At 70.3% G+C, this 17,987-nt stretch carries 15 protein-coding genes and 1 tRNA gene; 8 read left to right on the top strand and 8 right to left on the bottom strand.

From position 1 onward, the window contains the following. Positions 1–23: 23 nt before the first annotated feature. The gene (locus tag U8D42_RS24505; RefSeq protein ID WP_322860741.1) at positions 24–512 is read left to right on the top strand and encodes an inorganic diphosphatase; all 489 of its coding nucleotides are present in this window, start codon (positions 24–26) and stop codon (positions 510–512) included. 13 nt (positions 513–525) lie between these two features. Here the strand turns inward: U8D42_RS24505 and U8D42_RS24500 are convergent, their stop codons facing one another. Next, positions 526–1,614 carry a DUF475 domain-containing protein gene (locus tag U8D42_RS24500; protein ID WP_431523891.1) on the bottom strand — a complete coding sequence of 363 codons (1,089 nt, stop codon included), beginning with the start codon at positions 1,612–1,614 and terminating at the stop codon, positions 526–528. 75 nt (positions 1,615–1,689) lie between these two features. Between U8D42_RS24500 and U8D42_RS24495 the strand changes: the two genes are divergently transcribed. Genes U8D42_RS24495 through U8D42_RS24485 form a run of 3 tightly spaced genes read left to right on the top strand, consistent with a single transcriptional unit; the run spans position 1,690 to position 4,038 of the window. After that, positions 1,690–2,967, top strand: a complete 1,278-nt coding sequence (locus U8D42_RS24495; protein WP_322860871.1) for a hypothetical protein — start codon at positions 1,690–1,692, stop codon at positions 2,965–2,967. A gap of 22 nt (positions 2,968–2,989) precedes the next feature. Beyond that, complete coding sequence (locus U8D42_RS24490; protein WP_322860743.1) at positions 2,990–3,691, top strand: glycosyltransferase family 2 protein; 702 nt, start codon at positions 2,990–2,992, stop codon at positions 3,689–3,691. Then, the gene (locus tag U8D42_RS24485) at positions 3,688–4,038 is read left to right on the top strand and encodes a DUF2304 domain-containing protein (RefSeq protein ID WP_322860744.1); all 351 of its coding nucleotides are present in this window, start codon (positions 3,688–3,690) and stop codon (positions 4,036–4,038) included. Before U8D42_RS24490 ends, U8D42_RS24485 begins: the two co-directional genes overlap by 4 nt. 116 nt (positions 4,039–4,154) lie before the next feature. Here U8D42_RS24485 and U8D42_RS24480 read toward each other — a convergent pair whose 3' ends face one another. After that, positions 4,155–5,099 (bottom strand): NAD-dependent epimerase/dehydratase family protein, encoded by a 945-nt coding sequence (locus tag U8D42_RS24480; protein WP_322860745.1) that lies wholly within the window; start codon positions 5,097–5,099, stop codon positions 4,155–4,157. Between U8D42_RS24480 and U8D42_RS24475 the strand changes: the two genes are divergently transcribed. Further along, a complete protein-coding gene (locus U8D42_RS24475; RefSeq protein ID WP_322860746.1) occupies positions 5,065–6,873 on the top strand; it encodes a hypothetical protein in 1,809 nt (602 codons plus the stop codon). The genes U8D42_RS24480 and U8D42_RS24475 overlap by 35 nt on opposite strands. A gap of 26 nt (positions 6,874–6,899) precedes the next feature. Here U8D42_RS24475 and U8D42_RS24470 read toward each other — a convergent pair. Beyond that, positions 6,900–6,975, bottom strand: a tRNA-Thr gene (locus U8D42_RS24470). A gap of 54 nt (positions 6,976–7,029) precedes the next feature. Next, positions 7,030–8,238: a DNA polymerase III subunit delta' gene (locus U8D42_RS24465; protein ID WP_322860747.1), complete on the bottom strand. Its 1,209-nt coding sequence runs from the start codon at positions 8,236–8,238 to the stop codon at positions 7,030–7,032. 106 nt (positions 8,239–8,344) lie between these two features. On the opposite strand from U8D42_RS24465, the gene U8D42_RS24460 reads away from it, so the two are divergent. After that, the gene (locus tag U8D42_RS24460) at positions 8,345–10,018 is read left to right on the top strand and encodes an adenylate/guanylate cyclase domain-containing protein (RefSeq protein WP_322860748.1); all 1,674 of its coding nucleotides are present in this window, start codon (positions 8,345–8,347) and stop codon (positions 10,016–10,018) included. 6 nt (positions 10,019–10,024) lie between these two features. Here U8D42_RS24460 and topA read toward each other — a convergent pair whose 3' ends face one another. From topA to cspA, 3 genes are all read right to left on the bottom strand, one after another. Next, positions 10,025–12,832 (bottom strand): type I DNA topoisomerase, encoded by a 2,808-nt coding sequence (gene topA, locus U8D42_RS24455; RefSeq protein WP_322860749.1) that lies wholly within the window; start codon positions 12,830–12,832, stop codon positions 10,025–10,027. A gap of 195 nt (positions 12,833–13,027) precedes the next feature. Further along, positions 13,028–13,618 (bottom strand): hypothetical protein, encoded by a 591-nt coding sequence (locus tag U8D42_RS24450; protein WP_322860750.1) that lies wholly within the window; start codon positions 13,616–13,618, stop codon positions 13,028–13,030. A 138-nt stretch (positions 13,619–13,756) separates the two neighbouring features. Further along, positions 13,757–13,960, bottom strand: coding sequence for a cold shock protein CspA (gene cspA, locus U8D42_RS24445; protein ID WP_007166602.1), 204 nt, complete (start codon positions 13,958–13,960; stop codon positions 13,757–13,759). Between the two features lie 261 nt (positions 13,961–14,221). On the opposite strand from cspA, the gene U8D42_RS24440 reads away from it, so the two are divergent. After that, entirely contained in the window at positions 14,222–16,564 is a 2,343-nt protein-coding gene (locus U8D42_RS24440; RefSeq protein ID WP_322860751.1) for a DEAD/DEAH box helicase, read from the top strand. Positions 16,565–16,645: 81 nt separating this feature from the next. Then, the gene (locus U8D42_RS24435) at positions 16,646–17,683 is read left to right on the top strand and encodes a PAS domain-containing protein (protein WP_322860752.1); all 1,038 of its coding nucleotides are present in this window, start codon (positions 16,646–16,648) and stop codon (positions 17,681–17,683) included. Here U8D42_RS24435 and U8D42_RS24430 read toward each other — a convergent pair. Further along, on the bottom strand, positions 17,680–17,967 hold the full coding sequence (locus U8D42_RS24430) for an Rv3654c family TadE-like protein (RefSeq protein WP_322860753.1): 288 nt from the start codon (positions 17,965–17,967) through the stop codon (positions 17,680–17,682). The two genes, U8D42_RS24435 and U8D42_RS24430, sit on opposite strands and share 4 nt — an antisense overlap. Positions 17,968–17,987 lie beyond the last annotated feature (20 nt).

Here is a 17,987-nt window from a genome sequence, read left to right as displayed (position 1 = left end):
TACCCAGAAAAGGAGCCGACGCCGTGGAATTCGACGTCACCATCGAGATCCTGAAAGGCCAGCGGAACAAGTACGAGATCGACCACGAGACCGGACGGGTGCGTCTGGACCGTTACCTGTACACCTCGATGGGCTACCCGACCGACTACGGCTTCATCGAGGACACCCTTGGCGAAGACGGCGACCCGCTGGACGCGATGGTGCTGTTGCCGCAGTCGGTGTTCCCCGGCGTCATCGTCGAGGCCCGTCCGGTCGGCATGTTCCGGATGACCGACGAGAAGGGTGGCGACGACAAAGTCCTGTGCGTGCCGGCCGGTGACCACCGCTGGGACCACGTCCAGGACATCGCGGACGTCCCCGAGTTCGAGCTGGACGTCATCAAGCACTTCTTCGTGCACTACAAGGACCTGGAGCCGGGCAAGTTCGTCAAGGCCGCGGACTGGGTCGGCCGGGCGGAAGCCGAAGCCGAGATTCAGCGCTCGGTGGAGCGGTTCAAGGCCGGCGGGCACTGACGCCCGACCGGCCTTAACCGGCGGCCGCGGCCTGGCGTCGATTGCGCAGCACGCTCCAGCCCAGCGCCGCGCTGATGAACACCACGCCGACCGAGGCGGTGACCGGCTCGGGGACCTCGAACCGCGGGTCGATCGAGACGAGCATGATCACCGAGAGCACCCCGATCGCCCAGTGCGCGCCGTGCTCGAGGTACACGTAGCGGTCCAGCGCGTCCTGTTTCACCAGGAAGATCGTGATGGACCGGACGAACATCGAGCCCACCAGGCCGAGCCCCAAGGCGATGACGATCGGGTCCGAGGTGATCGCGAACGCGCCGGTGACCCCGTCGAAGGAAAAGGCGGCGTCGAGAACCTCGAGATAAAGAAACAGGCTCAGGCCGGCCCTGGCGACCGCCTTGCCGTTCGACGCCGCCTCGACGTCCGGCGGCCGAAACGCCCGGCTCAGGCCGTTGACGATCAGATACGTCACCAGGCCGAGCAGTCCGGCGGTCAGCACCGTCGCGCGCTCCTCGGCCGACTGCGTCAGCCGGGTGCCGACCAGAATCAGCAAGACGACGGTCACCGCCACCGACACCTGACCCAGCCGCCCGATGCGGGCGAACGGGATCTCGATCCACTTGAGCCACTTGATGTCTCGGTCGTGGAACACGAAATCCAGGAACAGCATCAGCAGGAATGTCCCACCGAACGCCGCGATCTGCGGATGCGCGGCGGCGAGCAGCTTCTCATAGCTGGGCGAGCCGTCGGGGAATTCCAGCGCGCCGTGCGGCGGGGGGTGCAGCGCCAGCTCCATCGCGCGGACGGGGTCGAGGTCGGCGGTGGCCCACACGATCAGTAGCGGAAAGAGCAGCCGCATACCGAACACGGCGATGAGAATCCCGACGGTCAGGAACATCTGCCGCCAGAAGGGGCTCATCTGCTTGAGGATCGCGGCGTTGATGACGGCGTTGTCGAAGGACAGCGACACCTCGAGGATGGCCAGCACCAGCAGCAAGAACAGATCCTGCAGGCCGCCGTGGGCGTATCCGACCGCGAGGGCCGCCACGGTGACCAACAGCGAGATCCCGAAGATGCGCAAGGCGGCCGAGGTCCTTTCCGACAGCCGCTCACGATAGCGAACGCCGGTCGCCGCCGCAGACCTGCGTCCACGGCCACTTACTATTTTCAAATTGTGGCGATGCCCGAAGTCGGCGGTACCCAAGCCCCCACCGGCACCGGTCCGATCACGCGCGGCAGCGTGGCACGGGTCGCCACCGCGACGGCGGTGACCGCCCTGTGCGGTTACGCCGTGATCTATCTGGCCGCCCGCGACCTGGCGCCGGGCGGATTTTCGGTGTTCGGGGTGTTCTGGGGGGCGTTCGGCCTGGCCACCGGCGCCGCTTTCGGCCTGCTGCAGGAGACCACCCGGGAGATCCGGTCGAGCCGCCACCTGCCGGCGGCCCTGCCGGTCGCGGACGAGCCGCGAACCCACCCGCTGCGGGTGGCCATGTTGGTCGGCGTCGGCGCGGCCGTCGTGATCGCGGGCAGCTCGCCGTTGTGGAGCGCGCGGGTGTTCGTCGAACAACGCTGGCTCTCGGTGGCACTGCTCAGCGTCGGGCTGGCCGGGTTCTGTGTGCACGCCACGCTGCTGGGCATGCTGGCGGGCACCGATCGGTGGACCGGTTACGGGACGCTGATGGTGACCGACGCGGTCATGCGGGTCACGGTCGCCGCGGCCACCGTCGTCCTCGGCTGGAGCCTGGTCGGCTTCCTGTGGGCCACGGTGGCGGGCGCGGTCGCGTGGCTCATCATGCTGCTGGCTTCCCCTTCGGCACGGTCCGCCGCCCGCCTGCGGACACCGGGCGGCGCCCAGACCTTCCTGCGCGGGGCCGCCCATTCGATCACCGCCGCCGGCGCCAGCGCGGTCCTGGTGATGGGATTTCCGGTGCTGTTGAAGCTGACCAGCGACGAGCTGGGGGCCGAGGGCGGGGTGATCATCCTCGCCGTGACGTTGACGCGGGCGCCGCTGCTGGTGCCGCTGACGGCCATGCAGGGCAACCTGATCGCGCACTTCGTCGACGCGCGCAACGACCGGGTGCGCGCCCTGCTCGGGCCGGCCGCCGTCGTCGGCGGCATCGGCGCGGTGGGGGTGCTGGCCGCCTGGGCCGTGGGCCCGTGGCTGCTGCGGGTCGCCTTCGGGCCGCAGTACCACGCCGACGGTGCGCTGCTGGCCTGGCTGACGGCGGCGGCCGTGGCGATCGCGATGCTGACGCTGACCGGGGCCGGCGCGGTCGCGGCGGCGCTACAACGGGCGTACGCGCTGGGCTGGGTCGGGGCGACGGTGGCGTCGGTGTTACTGCTGCTGCTACCGCTGCCGCTGCAGACGCGCACCGTCGTCGGCCTGCTGTGCGGCCCACTGGTGGGAATCGGCGTTCATCTGGTGGCGCTGTCGCGCGCCGAGCGCCCTACCGGCTGATCGCGTGTACCTTTTGGGCTGAATGGACACAGCATCCCAATACCCGGGCGCCTGGATCGTCATCCCCGCCTTCAACGAAGCCGCCGTCATCGGAGAGGTGGTCGCCGATGTGCGCTCCGTCTTCGACAATGTCGTCTGCGTCGACGACGGCAGCAGCGACGACACGGGTGAGATCGCCAGGCGGGCCGGCGCCCACCTGGTGCGCCATCCGATCAACCTAGGCCAGGGTGCGGCCATCCAGACCGGCGTCGAGTACGCCCGCAAACAGCCCGGCGCTCAGGTGTTCGCCACGTTCGACGGTGACGGGCAGCACCGGGTCAAGGACCTGGCCGCGATGGTCGACCGGCTCTGCTCCGAGGACGTCGACGTCGTCATCGGGACGCGGTTCGGCGCGGCGGTGGGCACCCGGCCGCCGTTTCTGAAACGGCTCGTGCTGCAGACCGCCGCCCGCCTGAGCCGGCGCGGTCGCCGACTTGGCTTGACCGACACCAACAATGGGCTGCGGGTCTTCAACAAGAAGGTCGCCGACGGGCTGGACATCACGATGAGCGGCATGAGCCACGCCAACGAGTTCATCATGCTCATCGCCGAAAACCATTGGCGCGTCGTCGAACAGCCGGTCGAGGTGCTGTACACCGCTTACTCGAAGTCGAAGGGACAGCCGCTTCTCAACGGCGTCAACATCATCTTCGACGGTTTCCTGCGAGGAAGGATTCCCAGATGAACTGGATCCAGGTGCTGCTGATCGGGTCGATCATCGCGCTGCTGGTCTACCTGTTGCGGTCCCGCCGGAATGCGCGGTCGCGGGCCTGGGTCAAGGTCGGCTACGTCGTCTTCGTGCTGGGCGGCATCTATGCCGTGCTGCGGCCCGACGACACCACGGTGGTGGCGCAGTGGTTCGGGGTGCGCCGCGGCACCGATCTGATGCTCTACGCGCTCATCATGGCGTTCTGCTTCACCACGCTCAGCACCTACATGCGGTTCAAGGACCTGGAGCTGCGCTACGCGCGCCTCGCCCGCACCCTGGCGCTGGAGGGCGCACAGGCGCCCGAGCAGTCGTCAAACGTGTAGGCAGGGCCCGGCTTTCCGTGCGCTGATGGCCTCAAGTGTGAAGCCACGGCGGGATTTCGGCGAATTCCCCGTCGCCGGTTCACACTCAAAGGCCTAACTGCACACTCGACGCCGCGCTAGACCGTCTGCGCGTGACGGAAGTACTCGACCGTGCGGCGCACGCCGTCGTCGAGCCGCACCTGCGGGCGCCAGCCCAAAACCCGTCCGGCCAGGCCGATGTCGAGGCAGGACCGCCTCAGGTCGCCGAGCCGATCCGGATGAAACTCCGGGTCGTCGGGTCCCCCGACGGCCGCGGCCACCGCCGAATGCAGTTGGCGGTCCGAGGTTTCGATCCCGGTGCCGACGTTGAACCGCTGCCCTCCGCCGGCGTCCCCGGAGGCCCTGACGAACGCGTCGACCACGTCGTCGACGTACACGTAGTCGCGGGTCTTGCCGCCGTCGCCGAACACCTTGGTGGGTTTGCCCGACAACAGCGCCTGGGCGAAGATCGCCACCACGCCGGCCTCGCCGTGCGGGTCCTGGCGGGGGCCGTACACGTTGGCGGGCGCGATGTGCGAACACTCCATGCCGTACAGGTGGCGGAACGTGTTCAGGTAGATCTCGCCGGCCACCTTGCCCGCGGCGTACGGCGAAGCCGGGTCGGTGGGCACCGTCTCCGGCGTCGGGTATACCGGCGGCGTGCCGTAGATGGATCCCCCCGACGAGGTGTGCACGATTTTCCGCACCCCGGCCATGCGGGCCGCCTCGGCCAGGCGGATGGTGCCGATGACGTTGACCGAGGCGTCGAACTGCGGGTCGGCCACCGAATGCCGGACGTCGATCTGGGCCGCCAGGTGAAACACCACCTCCGGCCGGTGCTCGTCGAGGATGCCGCGCAGGTCGGCGGTGACGATGTCGGCCTCGACGAAGGCGTACGCCGGGTTGTCGGCCAAGTGCTCGATGTTAGTCGCGCGGCCGGTCGCGAAGTTGTCCAGCCCCACCACGGTGTGGCCGTCGGCCAGCAGGCGGTCGACTAGCGTCGACCCGATGAATCCGGCAGCCCCGGTAACCAGTGCGCGCACCGGCCCACCATACATAGGGGTGGTCGCCGGGGCGCTGATCGCCATTGCGCTGGGCATACGCGCGGCGCTGGCGTTCGGGGGCTACTTCTACTGGGACGACCTGATCCTGATCGGCAAGGCCGGCACCCACAACCTGTTTTCGCCGGCGTACCTGTTCGACGACCACGACGGCCACGTCATGCCCGGCGCTTTTCTGCTCGGCGGCGCCATCATCCGGTTGGCGCCGCTGAACTGGACGGGGCCGGCGATCAGCCTGCTGGTGCTGCAGCTGCTGGCGTCGCTGGCGCTATTGCGCGCGCTGCACGTCCTCCTCGGGTGGCGGCCGGTGCTGCTGATCCCGCTGACGTTCGCGCTGTTCACCCCGCTGGCCGTGCCGGGGTTCGCGTGGTGGGCGGCGGCGCTGAACTCGCTGCCGATGCTGGCGGCGCTGGCCTGGGTGTGCGCCGACGCCGTGCTGCTGGTGCGCACCGGCAACCGGCGCTACGCGGCGACGGGGACGCTGGCCTATCTCGGTGGGCTGCTGTTCTTCGAGAAGGCCGCGGTCATCCCGTTCGTCGCCTTCGCGGTGGCCGCGCTGCTGCGCCACGTGCAGGGCGATCGGGCGGCGCTGCGGACGGTGTGGCGCGCCGGGCTGCGGCTGTGGGTCCCGACGCTGTCGTTGACCGCCGGCTGGATCGCGCTCTATCTGGCCGTGGTCAATCAGCGGCGGTGGAGTTCCGACCTGGCGATGACCTCGGAGCTGTTGGTGCGGTCGGTCACCCACGGCATCGTCCCCGGGCTGGCCGGCGGGCCATGGCGCTGGGACCGGTGGGCGCCGGCCTCACCGTGGGCCACGCCCCCGCCGTTGGTGATGGCGCTCGGCTGGCTGGCGCTGGCGGGCACGCTGGTGCTGTCGCTGATGCGCAAGCGGCACATCGGGGCGGTGTGGCTGACCGCGGCCGGCTACGCCGTCGCCTGTCAGGTGCCGATCTATCTGATGCGCTCGTCGAAGCAGACCGCGCTGGAGCTCGCCCAAACCCTGCGGTATTTCCCGGATCTCGTCTTCGTGCTGGCCCTGCTGGCCGCCGTCGCGTTCGGCGCGCCCAACCGGGCCGGCGGGCCCCGCTGGCTGGACGCCTCCCCCGGACGCACCGTGGTGACGCTGGGTTTGGCGGCGTTGTTCGTCGCCAGCAGCCTGTACTCGACGGCGACGTTCCTGACCAGCTGGCGGGACAACCCGGCCCAGCCCTACCTGCGGAACGCCCAGGCCGACCTGGCCGCGGCGCACGCGGCGTCGACGGCGCCGCTACTGGATCAGGAGGTCGACCCGCTGGTGCTGCAGCGGGTGGCGGCGCCGGAGAACCTGGCCAGCCACCTGTTCGCCCTGCTGCGAGACAGGCCCGAATTCGCCTCGGCCACAACGCGATTGCTGATGCTGGACAGATCGGGTCACCTGGTCAGGGCACGGGTGACCTGGGTGCGGACCATCGTGCCGGGACCCCTGCCGCAGTGCGGGTATTTCGCGCAGCCGGACAAGCCGGCGCGCCTCGCCCTCGACGGGCCGCTGCTGCCCGCCGACTGGAGCGTCGAACTCAATTACCTGGCCAACAGCGAGGGAACGATGACGCTGGCGATGACGCAGGGGCCCGAGGCGCGGGTCCCCGTGCATCCGGGTCTCAACCGTGTCTTCGTCCGGCTGCCCGGCGCCGGGGACGCGATCACCGTGCGCGCCAACACCACCGCACTCGCGCTGTGCCTCGCGTCGGGTCCGGTGGGGTTCCTGGCGCCGGCCTGAAGACGCGCGCCTGGCGGTAAAACCTGTGGAGCCGCCTGGGGGAATCGAACCCCCGACCTATTCATTACGAGTGAATCGCTCTACCGACTGAGCTAAGGCGGCACACCCTGACGCCGGGCGGCACGAGTCTACGGCAGGCGGGCGGGCCGGCCCAAGTTAGTCGCGCAGTTCCTGGCCGAAGGTGGCCACCATGGCGTCGACCGCGAACTTGGGTTTGACGTTCATCGCCAGCGCCTCGCGGCACTCCAGCACCGCCTCGATGCAGCGCAGCAACCGCGGCGGCGCGGCGTGGGCGGCCAGGGCCGCGACCCGGTCGGCCATGTCCGGATGGTTGGGCCGCACCGACCCCGCACCGGCCGAGACCATGAGCGCGTCGCGGAAATACGTCGCCAGGTCGATCAGCGCCCGGTCCAGCGCGTCGCGGGAGGCGCGGGTCTGACGCGATTTCTGCCGCCGCTCGAGGTCCTTCATCGCGCCGGCGGCGCCCCGCATCGCCCCGGCGGTGCCCTTACCGGTGCCGCCGGCGCCCAGGGCCGTCCGCAGCTCCTCGGTCTCGGCCTCGGCGCGGTCCGCGGTGAGTACCACAGCCTCGGCTTCGGCCGCGGCCACCAGCTCCTCGGCGGCGGCATAGGCGCGTGACGGCGTCGCGGCGTCGCGGACCAGCCCCAGCGCCCGCTCGCGGCGCGCCCGGGCCTCGGAGTCGGTGGCCAACCGCCGCGCCCGGCCCACGTGGCCGCCGCTGACCGAGGCCGCCCAGTTCGCGGTGTCGGGACTCAGGCCGTCGCTGTCCATCAGCACGCGCGCGATCGCCTCGGTCGGCGGGGTGACCAGCGCGACGTGCCGGCAACGGGACCGCAGCGTGATGGAGATGTCCTCCGGGTCCACCGACGGCGCGCACAACAGGAACACCGTCGACGGCGGCGGCTCCTCCACGACCTTGAGCAGCGCGTTGGCGGCGCCCTCGGTCAGCCGGTCGGCGTCCTCGATCACCACGATCTGCCGGTGCCCGGTGGCCGGCCGCCGGGACGCGATCTGCACGATGCCGCGCATCTCGTCCACCCCGATGGACAGCCCTTCGGGGACCACCCGGCGCACGTCGGCGTGGGTGCCGGCCATCGTCGTCGTGCAGGCGCGGCACTGCCCGCACCCCGGTTCCGCGTCGGAGGTGCACTGCAGCGCGGCCGCGAAGCACAGCGCCGCGACCGAGCGCCCCGACCCGGGGGGACCCGTGATGAGCCACGCATGTGTCATAGTCCCGGCGCCCGCCTCGCTGTGAACGAGATCACCGCGGGCGGCCCTGGCGGCGGCGAGCAATTCGGCCGTCACCGCGTCCTGGCCTACCAGCCGCGCAAACACCCCGGACATCACCGGTAACAGTAGCCATCACCGCCGACGGATACCGATCAGCCACCGCATTGCGACGGTCCCGTTACATTTCGCCCTTTTTCGCCGCGGATGGGGCCCGCTCGAGATGGTTGTAAGTTTCCGACAAGTCCCTGCTGACCGATACGGTGGGATCGTGGCATCACCGGCAGCACTGCCCGGGCGGATCAGCGGATTCGTCCGGTGGGTGGTGCGCACCCCGTGGCCACTGTTCTCGCTGAGCATGCTGCAGGCCGACATCATCGGCGCCCTCTTCGTGCTCGGCTTCCTGCGCTACGCCCTGCCCCCCGAGGATCGCATTCAGCTGCAGGATCTGCCCGTCTTGAACCTGGCGGTCTTCGGTACCGCGCTGGTGGTGTTGTTCCTGGCCGGCTGGATGGTGAACCTGAAGCTGCTGATGCCGGTCTTCCGCTGGCAGCGCCGGGACAACCTGCTGGCCGAGGCCGACCCGGCGGCCACGGAGCTGGCCCGTAGCCGGGCCCTGCGGATGCCGTTCTACCGCACGCTCATCAGCATGGCGGCCTGGTTGATCGGCGGGGTGGTGTTCATCGTCGCCAGCTGGTCGGTGGCCCGGTTCGCGGCGCCCGTCGTGGCCGTCGCCACGGGACTGGGCGCCGCGGCCACCGCGATCATCGGCTACCTGCAGTCCGAGCGGGTGCTGCGGCCGGTGGCCGTGGCCGCCCTGCGCAGCGGCGTACCCGAGAACGTCCAGGCGCCCGGTGTCATCCTGCGCCAGATCCTGACGTGGATGCTGTCCACCGCGGTCCCGGTGCTGGCGATCGTGCTGGCGGTGATGGCGGACAAGGCGTCGCTGCTGCACGCGACACCGGAGAAGTTGTTCACCCCGATCCTGCTGCTGGCACTGGCGGCGCTGGGCATCGGCTTCGTCAGCACCCTGCTGGTGGCCATGTCGATCGCCGACCCGCTGCGCCAGCTGCGCTGGGCGCTGTCAGAGGTGCAACGCGGGAACTACAACGCGCACATGCAGATCTACGACGCCAGCGAGCTGGGGCTGCTGCAGGCCGGCTTCAACGACATGGTGCGGGACCTGTCCGAGCGGCAGCGGCTGCGCGACCTGTTCGGCCGCTACGTCGGCGAAGACGTGGCCCGGCGGGCGCTGGAGCGCGGCACCGAGCTGGGCGGCCAGGAGCGCCACGTGGCGGTCCTCTTCGTCGACCTGGTCGGCTCCACCAAGCTCGCCGCGACCCGCCCGCCCGCCGAGGTGGTCCACCTGCTCAACGAGTTCTTCCGGGTGGTCGTGGAAACCGTGGGCCGCCACGGCGGTTTCGTCAACAAATTCCAGGGCGACGCCGCGCTGGCCATCTTCGGCGCGCCGATCGAACACCCCGACGCTTCGGGCGGCGCGCTCGCCGCGGCCCGCGAGCTGCACGACGCGCTGCTCCCGGTGATCGGGTCGGCGGAGTTCGGCATCGGGGTGTCGGCCGGCAGGGCGATCGCCGGGCACATCGGCGCGCAGGCCCGCTTCGAGTACACGGTGATCGGGGACCCGGTCAACGAGGCCGCCCGGCTGACCGAGCTGGCCAAGCTGGAGCCCGGGCACGTGCTGGCGTCGGCGATCGCGGTCAGCGGCGCCCTGGACGCCGAGGCCCTGTGCTGGGATGTGGGCGAGGTGGTCGAGCTGCGTGGCCGCACCGCCCCCACCCAGCTGGCGCGGCCGGTGAACCTGGCCGGATCGCCGGATAGCCAACCCGTGCGGACGTCCGACGAGGTGCACAGCGAGGCCATCGGCCCCGGCTATTAGCCGGCGCTAGGCGCGCTTGCCGGCCCTCTTGGCCGGGGCCTTCTTCCGCACCGCCTTCTTCGCCGGACGCTTCACCGGACCGCGCGCCCGCCGGTCGGCCAGCAATTCGGCGGCCCGCTCGTCGGTGATCGACAGCACGTCGTCGCCCTTGCGCAGGCTCGCGTTCGTCTCACCGTCGGTGACGTAGGGGCCGAACCGGCCGTCCTTGATCACCATCGGCTTGCCGGTCGCGGGGTCGGCGCCCAGCTCGCGCAACGGCGGCGCGGCGGCGGCCTGCCGGCCGCGACGCTTGGGCTCCGCGTAGATCTTCAACGCCTCGTCGAGCGTGATCTCGAAGATCTGGTCTTCGGTCGCCAGCGAGCGAGAGTCGGTGCCGCGCTTCAGGTATGGGCCGTAGCGGCCGTTCTGGGCGGTGATCTCCTCACCGGTCTGCGGGTCCACACCCACCACGCGGGGCAGCGACAGCAGCTTGAGCGCGTCCTCGAGGGTGACGGTCTGCAGGTCCATACTGCGCAGCAGCGAGCCGGTGCGGGGCTTGGGGCCGGTGGGTTTCTTGCCCTTCTTCGCCGGGGCACCACCGTCGTCCGCTTCGGGGGGCGGCGGCAGGATCTCGGTGACGTAGGGGCCGTACCGGCCGTCCTTGGCGACGACCTCGTGACCGGTCTGCGGGTCGATGCCCAGCGAGCGCCCCTCCTGCGGCGTGGCGAACAGCTGTTCGGCCACGTCCAGCGTCAGCTCGTCGGGCGTCAGCGAGTCGTTGAGGTTGGCGCGCTGCGGCGTCGGTGCGCCGTCGTCGCCGGCGACCATGCGCTCCAGGTAGGGCCCGTTCTTGCCCACCCGGACGTACACCGGCCGGCCCTGCTCGTCGTCAAACAGCTTGATGGAGTTGACTTCTCGGGCGTCGATGCCTTCGAGGTTGACGCCGACGAGCTTCTTGAGCCCACCGGAACGGGCCACCGAGTCGGCAACCCCGTGCTCGCCGCCGAAGTAGAAGCGGTTCAGCCAGTCGGTGCGCCGCTCCTGCCCGGAGGCGATCGCGTCGAGTTCGTCCTCCATCGCGGCGGTGAAGCCGTAGTCGACGAGCCGGCCGAAATGCTGTTCCAGCAAACCGGTTACGGCGAACGCGACCCACGACGGCACCAGGGCGCTGCCCTTCTTGTGCACGTAGCCGCGGTCCTGGATGGTCTTGATGATCGACGAATACGTCGACGGGCGGCCGATGCCCAGCTCCTCGAGCGCCTTCACCAACGACGCCTCGGTGTAGCGCGCCGGGGGGTTGGTGGCGTGGCCGTCCGGAGTCAGCTCGATGGCGTCCAGGCGCTGGCCCTGCGTCAGCTGCGGCAACCGGCTCTCGGCGTCGTCGGCCTCCCCGCCGGCCAGTTCGTCGACGGTCTCGACGTAGGCCTTCAGGAAGCCGGCGAACGTGATGGTGCGCCCGCTGGCGGCGAACACCACTTGCCTTTGCCCGGCGGCCCCACCCGCCGCCCCATTGATCCGCAGGCTCAGCGTCGTGCCGCGCGCGTCGGCCATCTGCGAGGCCACCGTGCGCTGCCAGATCAGCTCGTAGAGCCGGAATTCGTCGCCGTCGAGCTCGCGGCGCACCGCGTCCGGGGTCGCGAACGCCTCGCCGGCGGGCCGGATGGCCTCGTGCGCCTCCTGGGCGTTCTTCACCTTGCGGGTGTACTGACGCGGCGACGGCGAGACGTACTCCTCGCCGTAGAGCTGACGCGCCTGGGTGCGTGCGGCGTTGATGGCCGACTGCGACAGCGTCGTCGAGTCGGTCCGCATATAAGTGATGTAGCCGTTCTCGTAGAGCCGCTGCGCGATGCTCATGGTCCGCTCGGAGGAGAACCGCAGCTTGCGGCCTGCCTCCTGCTGCAGCGTCGACGTCATGAACGGCGCGTAGGGCCGCCGGGTGTAGGGCTTCTCCTCGACCGAGGCGACGGAGAGCTGGGCGCCGCGCAGCCCGGCGGCCAGCTCCGTCGCCTGGGCCTGGTTCAACACGGTGACCTCGTCGGCCTTGCGCAGTTGACCCAGCGAGTCGAAGTCGCGGCCGGTGGCCACCCGCAGCCCGTCGACGGAGCTCAGGCGGGCGGTGAAGGTGGGCGGTGAGGCCTGCGGGTCGGACACGCTGGCGTCCAGCTGGGCCACGATGTCCCAGTAGGAGGCGCTGCGGAACGCCATCCGGTCGCGTTCCCGCTGGACGATGATGCGCGTGGCCACCGACTGCACCCGGCCCGCCGACAGCTTGGGCGCCACCTTCTTCCACAGCACCGGGCTGACCTCGTAGCCGTACAGCCGGTCCAGGATGCGGCGGGTCTCCTGCGCGTCGACCAGGTCGATGTCCAGGTCACGGGGGTTTTCGGCGGCCTCGAGGATGGCCGGCTCGGTGATCTCGTGGAACACCATCCGCTTGACCGGGATGTTCGGCTTCAGCGTTTCCAGCAGGTGCCAGGCGATGGCTTCGCCCTCGCGGTCACCATCCGTGGCGAGGTAGAGCTCGTCGACGCCCTTCAGCAAGCCCTTCAGTTCGCTGACGGTGCTCTTCTTCTCCGGGCTGATGATGTAGAGCGGTTCGAAGTCGTGATCGACGTTGACCCCGAGCCGTGCCCACGGCTCGGACTTGTACTTCGCCGGCACGTCGGCGGCGGCGCGGGGCAGGTCGCGGATGTGCCCCCGCGACGATTCGACGATGTAGTTGGAGCCCAGGTAGCCGGCCAATTTGCGCGCCTTGGTCGGCGACTCGACGATGACGAGTCGCCTACGGCTCCCAGCCCGGCCGCTTTCGCGGTCCTTGAGATTCTGGTCGGCCAACTACGCTTACGCTCCATCCTTAGATCCCGGCCCCCCTGCGAGGCCGCCCCCGCAGAAGAATGACAGGCCGGCGTCGAAAATTCCGCGGAAATTCAGATAGGCCAGCGTTCCTTCGCCCTCGGGCACCTGACAATTTCGCACCCTTGGGCGCGACTGCGCAAACCGGCAAGCGGAATGGCAAATGTTTTTCCGCGGTTATACCCGCGGCCACACCGATGATGCGTCGGCCTCGCCCGGCGCGTCGCCCACGTTCTCTACCAGGCGCGATAGCCGCCGACGCCCGCTGATCCGCAGCGCCGGGCGGCCGCCGCGGGTGCCGATCAGCGTGGGCGCGATTCCGACCCGCATCAAAGCCGAAGCCAGCGGGGAATGGGTATCGGGCGCGTGGGGATCGAGCCCAAGCAGATAATGGTCGCCGTCGGGGTGACCGGCCGCCAGCGTCCACGCCCGCAATTCGCGCGGCCCGGGCAGCCAGCGCGGCGGCACGGTCTTTACCGCCCCGCGCGTCCATTCCGTGGCCAAATTCACCAAGGACGCGCTGACCGCCGTCCGCACCAACGGGGTGTCCTCGTCGGTGCGGCCGATCTCGAACGTCAGACCGGCCTCGCGGATCATCTCGGCCAGCGCGCCGGCGCGCCAGGGCTGATCCACCACCACGGAGAGCCGCGCGCCCGGCGCCCCCTGGCCGCCGACCATGACGATCTGACCGGAAGCCGCCAGCACCCCGGAGAGGTCGGCGACCGCGGGCGGCACCGACTCCGCTGTGAAGAAGGAAAGCTGGCTCACGCCACCGACAGTAGGCCAGGTCGACCATCCGCGTCTCGAGGCGCGGCGGCGGCTTCGCTAGCCGGCGGCAATACGAAAACCCCCCGGCGGACCCGCTGGGCGGGACTGCACGGGGGGTTCGTGGAGATTCGGCTCGTCTTAGACGGAGCGGACTCCGGTGGCCTGGGGGCCCTTAGGGCTGTGGCCGATCTCGAACTCGACCTTCTGGTTTTCTTCGAGGGTGCGGAAGCCCGAACCCTGGATCTCCGTGTAGTGGACAAACACGTCTGCGGAACCGTCTTCGGGGGCGATGAACCCGAAGCCCTTCTCCGCGTTGAACCACTTCACAGTTCCCTGTGGCATCTCTCGATCTTTCCTTTTCTTCTGGGTGCGGGGCATCGCCTTTCGATGCCCCGGGCCTGGTACGACCGCCATACCTCGCTCAGTCGCCGGAACTTCACCCGACCGATTAACCTCGCAGGAACCGCGGCCGCAACGTCGATCCTGCGAAAGTTTGACAAACGAACACAGAAGCTGCGACCGCAAATAGTCAACCATGTTCATCGCTTCGGCGACAGACTTGCGCCGTGGGCGCAGTCTCAGCCGGGTTCCAGGAGGGTGCCGATGGCGAGTTTCGGTAGCGAGCTGCTCGCCGCCGCGCTTGCCGGAACCGCCGCCGACGAGCACCCGCTGCGCCACGTCGCCGAGCTGCCGGCCCGGGGTGGCAGCCCACACCGCTGGCCGGCGTGGGCCGAGCCCGACGTGGTGCGCGCGTTCACCGACCGCGGCGTCGCTTCCCCCTGGTCACACCAGTCGGTGGCCGCGGAGCTGGCGCACGCGGGCCGGCATGTGGTGGTGAGCACCGGGACCGCGTCGGGCAAGTCCCTGGCCTATCAGCTCCCCGTCCTCAATGCGCTGGCCACCGATCCGCGCGCCCGGGCGCTGTACCTGTCGCCGACGAAGGCGCTGGGCCACGATCAGTTGCGCGCCGCGCACGCGCTCACCGCGGCCATCCCGCGGCTGCACGAGCCTGGTTTTGCGGTCGCTCCCACCGCCTACGACGGTGACAGCCCGCCGGAAGTGCGCAAGTTCGCGCGCGAGCGCTCCCGCTGGCTGTTCTCCAACCCCGACATGATCCATGTGTCGATCTTGCGCAACCACGCCCGCTGGGCCGTGCTGCTGCGGGGGCTTCGGTTCGTGATCGTCGACGAATGCCATTACTACCGCGGGGTTTTCGGCTCCAACGTGGCGATGGTGCTGCGCCGGTTGCTGCGGCTGTGCGCACGCTACTCGGCCGCCCCCACGGTCATCTTCGCCAGCGCGACGACGGACGCGCCGGGCGAAACGGCCGCCGAGCTCATCGGGCTTCCCGTCGAGGAGGTCACCGAGGACGGTTCCCCGCAGGGCGCCCGGACGGTGGCGTTGTGGGAACCGGCGCTGCGGACCGACCTGCTGGGCGAGAACGGCGCGCCGGTGCGCCGCTCGGCCGGCGCGGAGGCCGCCCGGGTGATGGCCGACCTGGTCGCCGAGGGGGCGCAGACGCTGACGTTCGTCCGGTCGCGCCGCGCCGCCGAGCTGACCGCGCTGGGCACCCAGGCGCGGCTGGACGACACCGCGCCGGAGCTCTCCGGCAAGGTGGCGTCCTATCGGGCCGGCTACCTCGCCGAGGACCGCGCCGCGCTGGAGCGCGCCCTGGCGGAGGGCCGGCTGCGTGGCCTGGCCACCACGAACGCCCTGGAGTTGGGTGTGGACATCGCGGGGCTGGACGCAGTGGTGCTCGCCGGGTTCCCCGGCACGGTTGCCTCGTTCTGGCAGCAGGCCGGGCGGTCGGGCCGGCGCGGACAGGGCGCGCTGGTCGTGCTGATCGCCCGCGACGATCCGCTGGACACCTACCTGGTCCACAACCCGGCGGCGCTGCTGGGCAAGCCGGTCGAGCGGGTGGTGATCGATCCCGGCAATCCCTACATTGTGGGGCCCCAGCTCCTTTGCGCGGCAACCGAAATGCCGCTCGACGAGGCGGAGGTGCGTGACCTCGGCGCCACCGAGGTGGCCGATCACCTGGTAGACGACGGACTGCTGCGACGGCGCAACGGCAAGTATTTTCCCGCGCCGGGCCTGGAACCCCATGGGGCGGTGGACATCCGGGGGTCGGCGGGCGGCCAGATCGTCATCGTGGAGGCCGACACCGGGCGGTTGCTGGGCAGCACCGGCGTCGGCCAGGCCCCCGCGGCGATCCATCCCGGCGCCGTCTACCTGCATCAGGGCGAGAGCTACGTCGTCGACTCGCTGGACCTCGAGGACGCGATCGCCTTCGTGCACGCCGAGGACCCCGGTTACGCCACGTTCGCGCGCGAAGTCACCGACATCGCCGTCACCGGCGCCGGCGAGCGCTCGCGATTCGGGCCGGTCACCCTCGGCCTGGTGCCGGTCACCGTCACCCACCGGGTGGTGGGATACCTGCGCCGCCGGCCGTCCGGTGAGGTCATCGACTTTATCGAACTCGACATGCCAGAACAGACGCTGGCGACCACCGCGGTGATGTATACCATCACCGAAGAGGCGTTGCTGCGCAACGGTATTGACGCTACGCGGATCCCCGGCTCGCTGCACGCCGCCGAGCACGCCGCGATCGGCTTGCTGCCGCTGGTGGCCAGCTGCGACCGCGGCGACATCGGCGGCCTGTCCACCGTGGCCGGACCCGACCCGGAGGGTCTGCCCAGTGTTTTCGTCTACGACGGCTATCCCGGTGGCGCCGGGTTCGCCGAACGCGGGTTTCGCCAGGTGAGCACCTGGCTGGGTGCGACCGCCGCCGCCATCGAGGCATGCGAGTGCCCCCGCGGATGCCCCTCCTGCGTGCAGTCCCCCAAGTGCGGCAACGGCAACGACCCGCTCGACAAGGCGGGTGCGGTGCGGGTGCTACGGCTGGTGCTGGCGCAGTTGCCCCACGCCCAGCGGTCCGCCGGATGACGGCCGGCGCGGCGCTCCGCCTGATGATCCCGCCGAGCCCGAGGTCCCAGGTGGGCGGGGCGTCGCCGTAAAATCGGCCGCATGGGCCACGACTGGCTGCTCGTGGAGACGCTGGGGGGTGAACCCACCGTGGTGGCGCAGGGCCGCCAGCTGAAAAACCTGGTCCCCATCACCACATTCATGCGCCGCAGCCCCTACCTCTCCGCGGTTCGCACGGCGATCGCCGAGTCGGTGCAGACCGGGCAGAGCCTGACCAGCATCACCCCCAAGCGCGACCGCGTCATTCGCACCGAACCGGTGGTGATGTCCGATGGCCATGTCCACGGCGTGCACGTGTGGACCGGCCCCGCCGACGTCGAGCCCCCCGAGCGGCCGATCCCCGGGCCGTTGAAGTGGGACCTGACCCTGGGCGTCGCCACCGACACCCGGGAGTCGCTGGTGAACAGCGGAAAGAATCCCGAAGTGGAGGTGACCTTCGGCAGGGCCTTCGCGGAAGACCTTCCCTCGCGCGAGCTCAACCCGAACGAAACCAAGGTGCTTGCCATGGCCGTCAAGGCCGAGCCCGACCAAACACTCTGCAGCACATGGGATCTCACCGACTGGGAGGGCAACCCCGTGCGGATCGGGTTCGTCGCGCGCACCGGATTGGAGCCCGGGCCCGACGGCCGGGACCATCTGGTCGCCCGGGCGATCAACTGGCGCGCCGAACTCAAGGGCCCGGCGGTGTCGACAGATGATCTGGCGCAACGGATCCTGAGTGGACTCGCCCAGGCCGGCGTCCACCGCGCGCTGATCGACCTCAAGAACTGGGCCCTGCTGAAATGGCTGGACGAGCCGTGCACCTTCTACGACTGGCGGGGCAGTGAGACGGGCGAGCCCAGGGTTCACCCCGACGACCAGCACCTGGTCGCCTCGATGACGGAGGAATTCGCCCACGGCGCCACCAGCCGGGTGCTGCGCATGCCCGGCCACGACACCGCGTGGGTGCCGGTGCACGTCACGGTCAACCGGGTGGAGATCGAACCGGGCGCCTACGCCGGGCTGGTCTCGCTGCGGTTGCCCTCCGGCGAGGAGCTCGCCGCCGCGGGCCTGACCGGCGGCCCCGACCCGGCTTCCTAGCCGCGCGCCGGCCCCGCCCGTGCGGCGGCGCTCGCCGACCCGCCGAGGACCGCGACGCGAACCGTGACGACGACGTCGAGATCGTCGACGGCGCAGCCGGCGTCGGTCCGCATCGCGCGGGCGACCGCCGTCGCGCGGGCGCAGGCGGCTTCGGGTCCGGCCGCCAACCGGCCCGCGGCGGCCAACGCGGCCAGGTCGGCCGCCGCCTGCGCGCGATGACGCGCGACGACGACCGCACCGAGGTAGGCCCCGGCGACCGTGACGCACAGCAGCACCGCCACCATCCAGGCCGCGACCAGGGTGG

Source organism: Mycobacterium europaeum (assembly GCF_034555895.2).
GTDB classification, from domain to species: domain Bacteria; phylum Actinomycetota; class Actinomycetes; order Mycobacteriales; family Mycobacteriaceae; genus Mycobacterium; species Mycobacterium europaeum.
Note: the sequence above shows the minus strand (reverse complement) of the source record. Positions and strands in the feature narration are given on the sequence as shown.

What these genes read in the sequence shown, in the direction of transcription:
- U8D42_RS24465 (WP_322860747.1), bottom strand. Translation starts at nt 8,238, where the DNA reads ATGTCCGGGGTGTTTGCGCGGCTGGTAGGCCAGGACGCGGTGACGGCC.
- U8D42_RS24495 (WP_322860871.1), top strand. Translation starts at nt 1,690, where the DNA reads ATGCCCGAAGTCGGCGGTACCCAAGCCCCCACCGGCACCGGTCCGATC.
- U8D42_RS24435 (WP_322860752.1), top strand. Translation starts at nt 16,646, where the DNA reads ATGGGCCACGACTGGCTGCTCGTGGAGACGCTGGGGGGTGAACCCACC.
- U8D42_RS24440 (WP_322860751.1), top strand. Translation starts at nt 14,222, where the DNA reads ATGGCGAGTTTCGGTAGCGAGCTGCTCGCCGCCGCGCTTGCCGGAACC.
- U8D42_RS24460 (WP_322860748.1), top strand. Translation starts at nt 8,345, where the DNA reads ATGGTTGTAAGTTTCCGACAAGTCCCTGCTGACCGATACGGTGGGATC.
- cspA (WP_007166602.1), bottom strand. Translation starts at nt 13,960, where the DNA reads ATGCCACAGGGAACTGTGAAGTGGTTCAACGCGGAGAAGGGCTTCGGG.
- U8D42_RS24490 (WP_322860743.1), top strand. Translation starts at nt 2,990, where the DNA reads ATGGACACAGCATCCCAATACCCGGGCGCCTGGATCGTCATCCCCGCC.
- U8D42_RS24430 (WP_322860753.1), bottom strand. Translation starts at nt 17,967, where the DNA reads ATGGTGGCGGTGCTGCTGTGCGTCACGGTCGCCGGGGCCTACCTCGGT.
- U8D42_RS24475 (WP_322860746.1), top strand. Translation starts at nt 5,065, where the DNA reads ATGAATCCGGCAGCCCCGGTAACCAGTGCGCGCACCGGCCCACCATAC.
- U8D42_RS24485 (WP_322860744.1), top strand. Translation starts at nt 3,688, where the DNA reads ATGAACTGGATCCAGGTGCTGCTGATCGGGTCGATCATCGCGCTGCTG.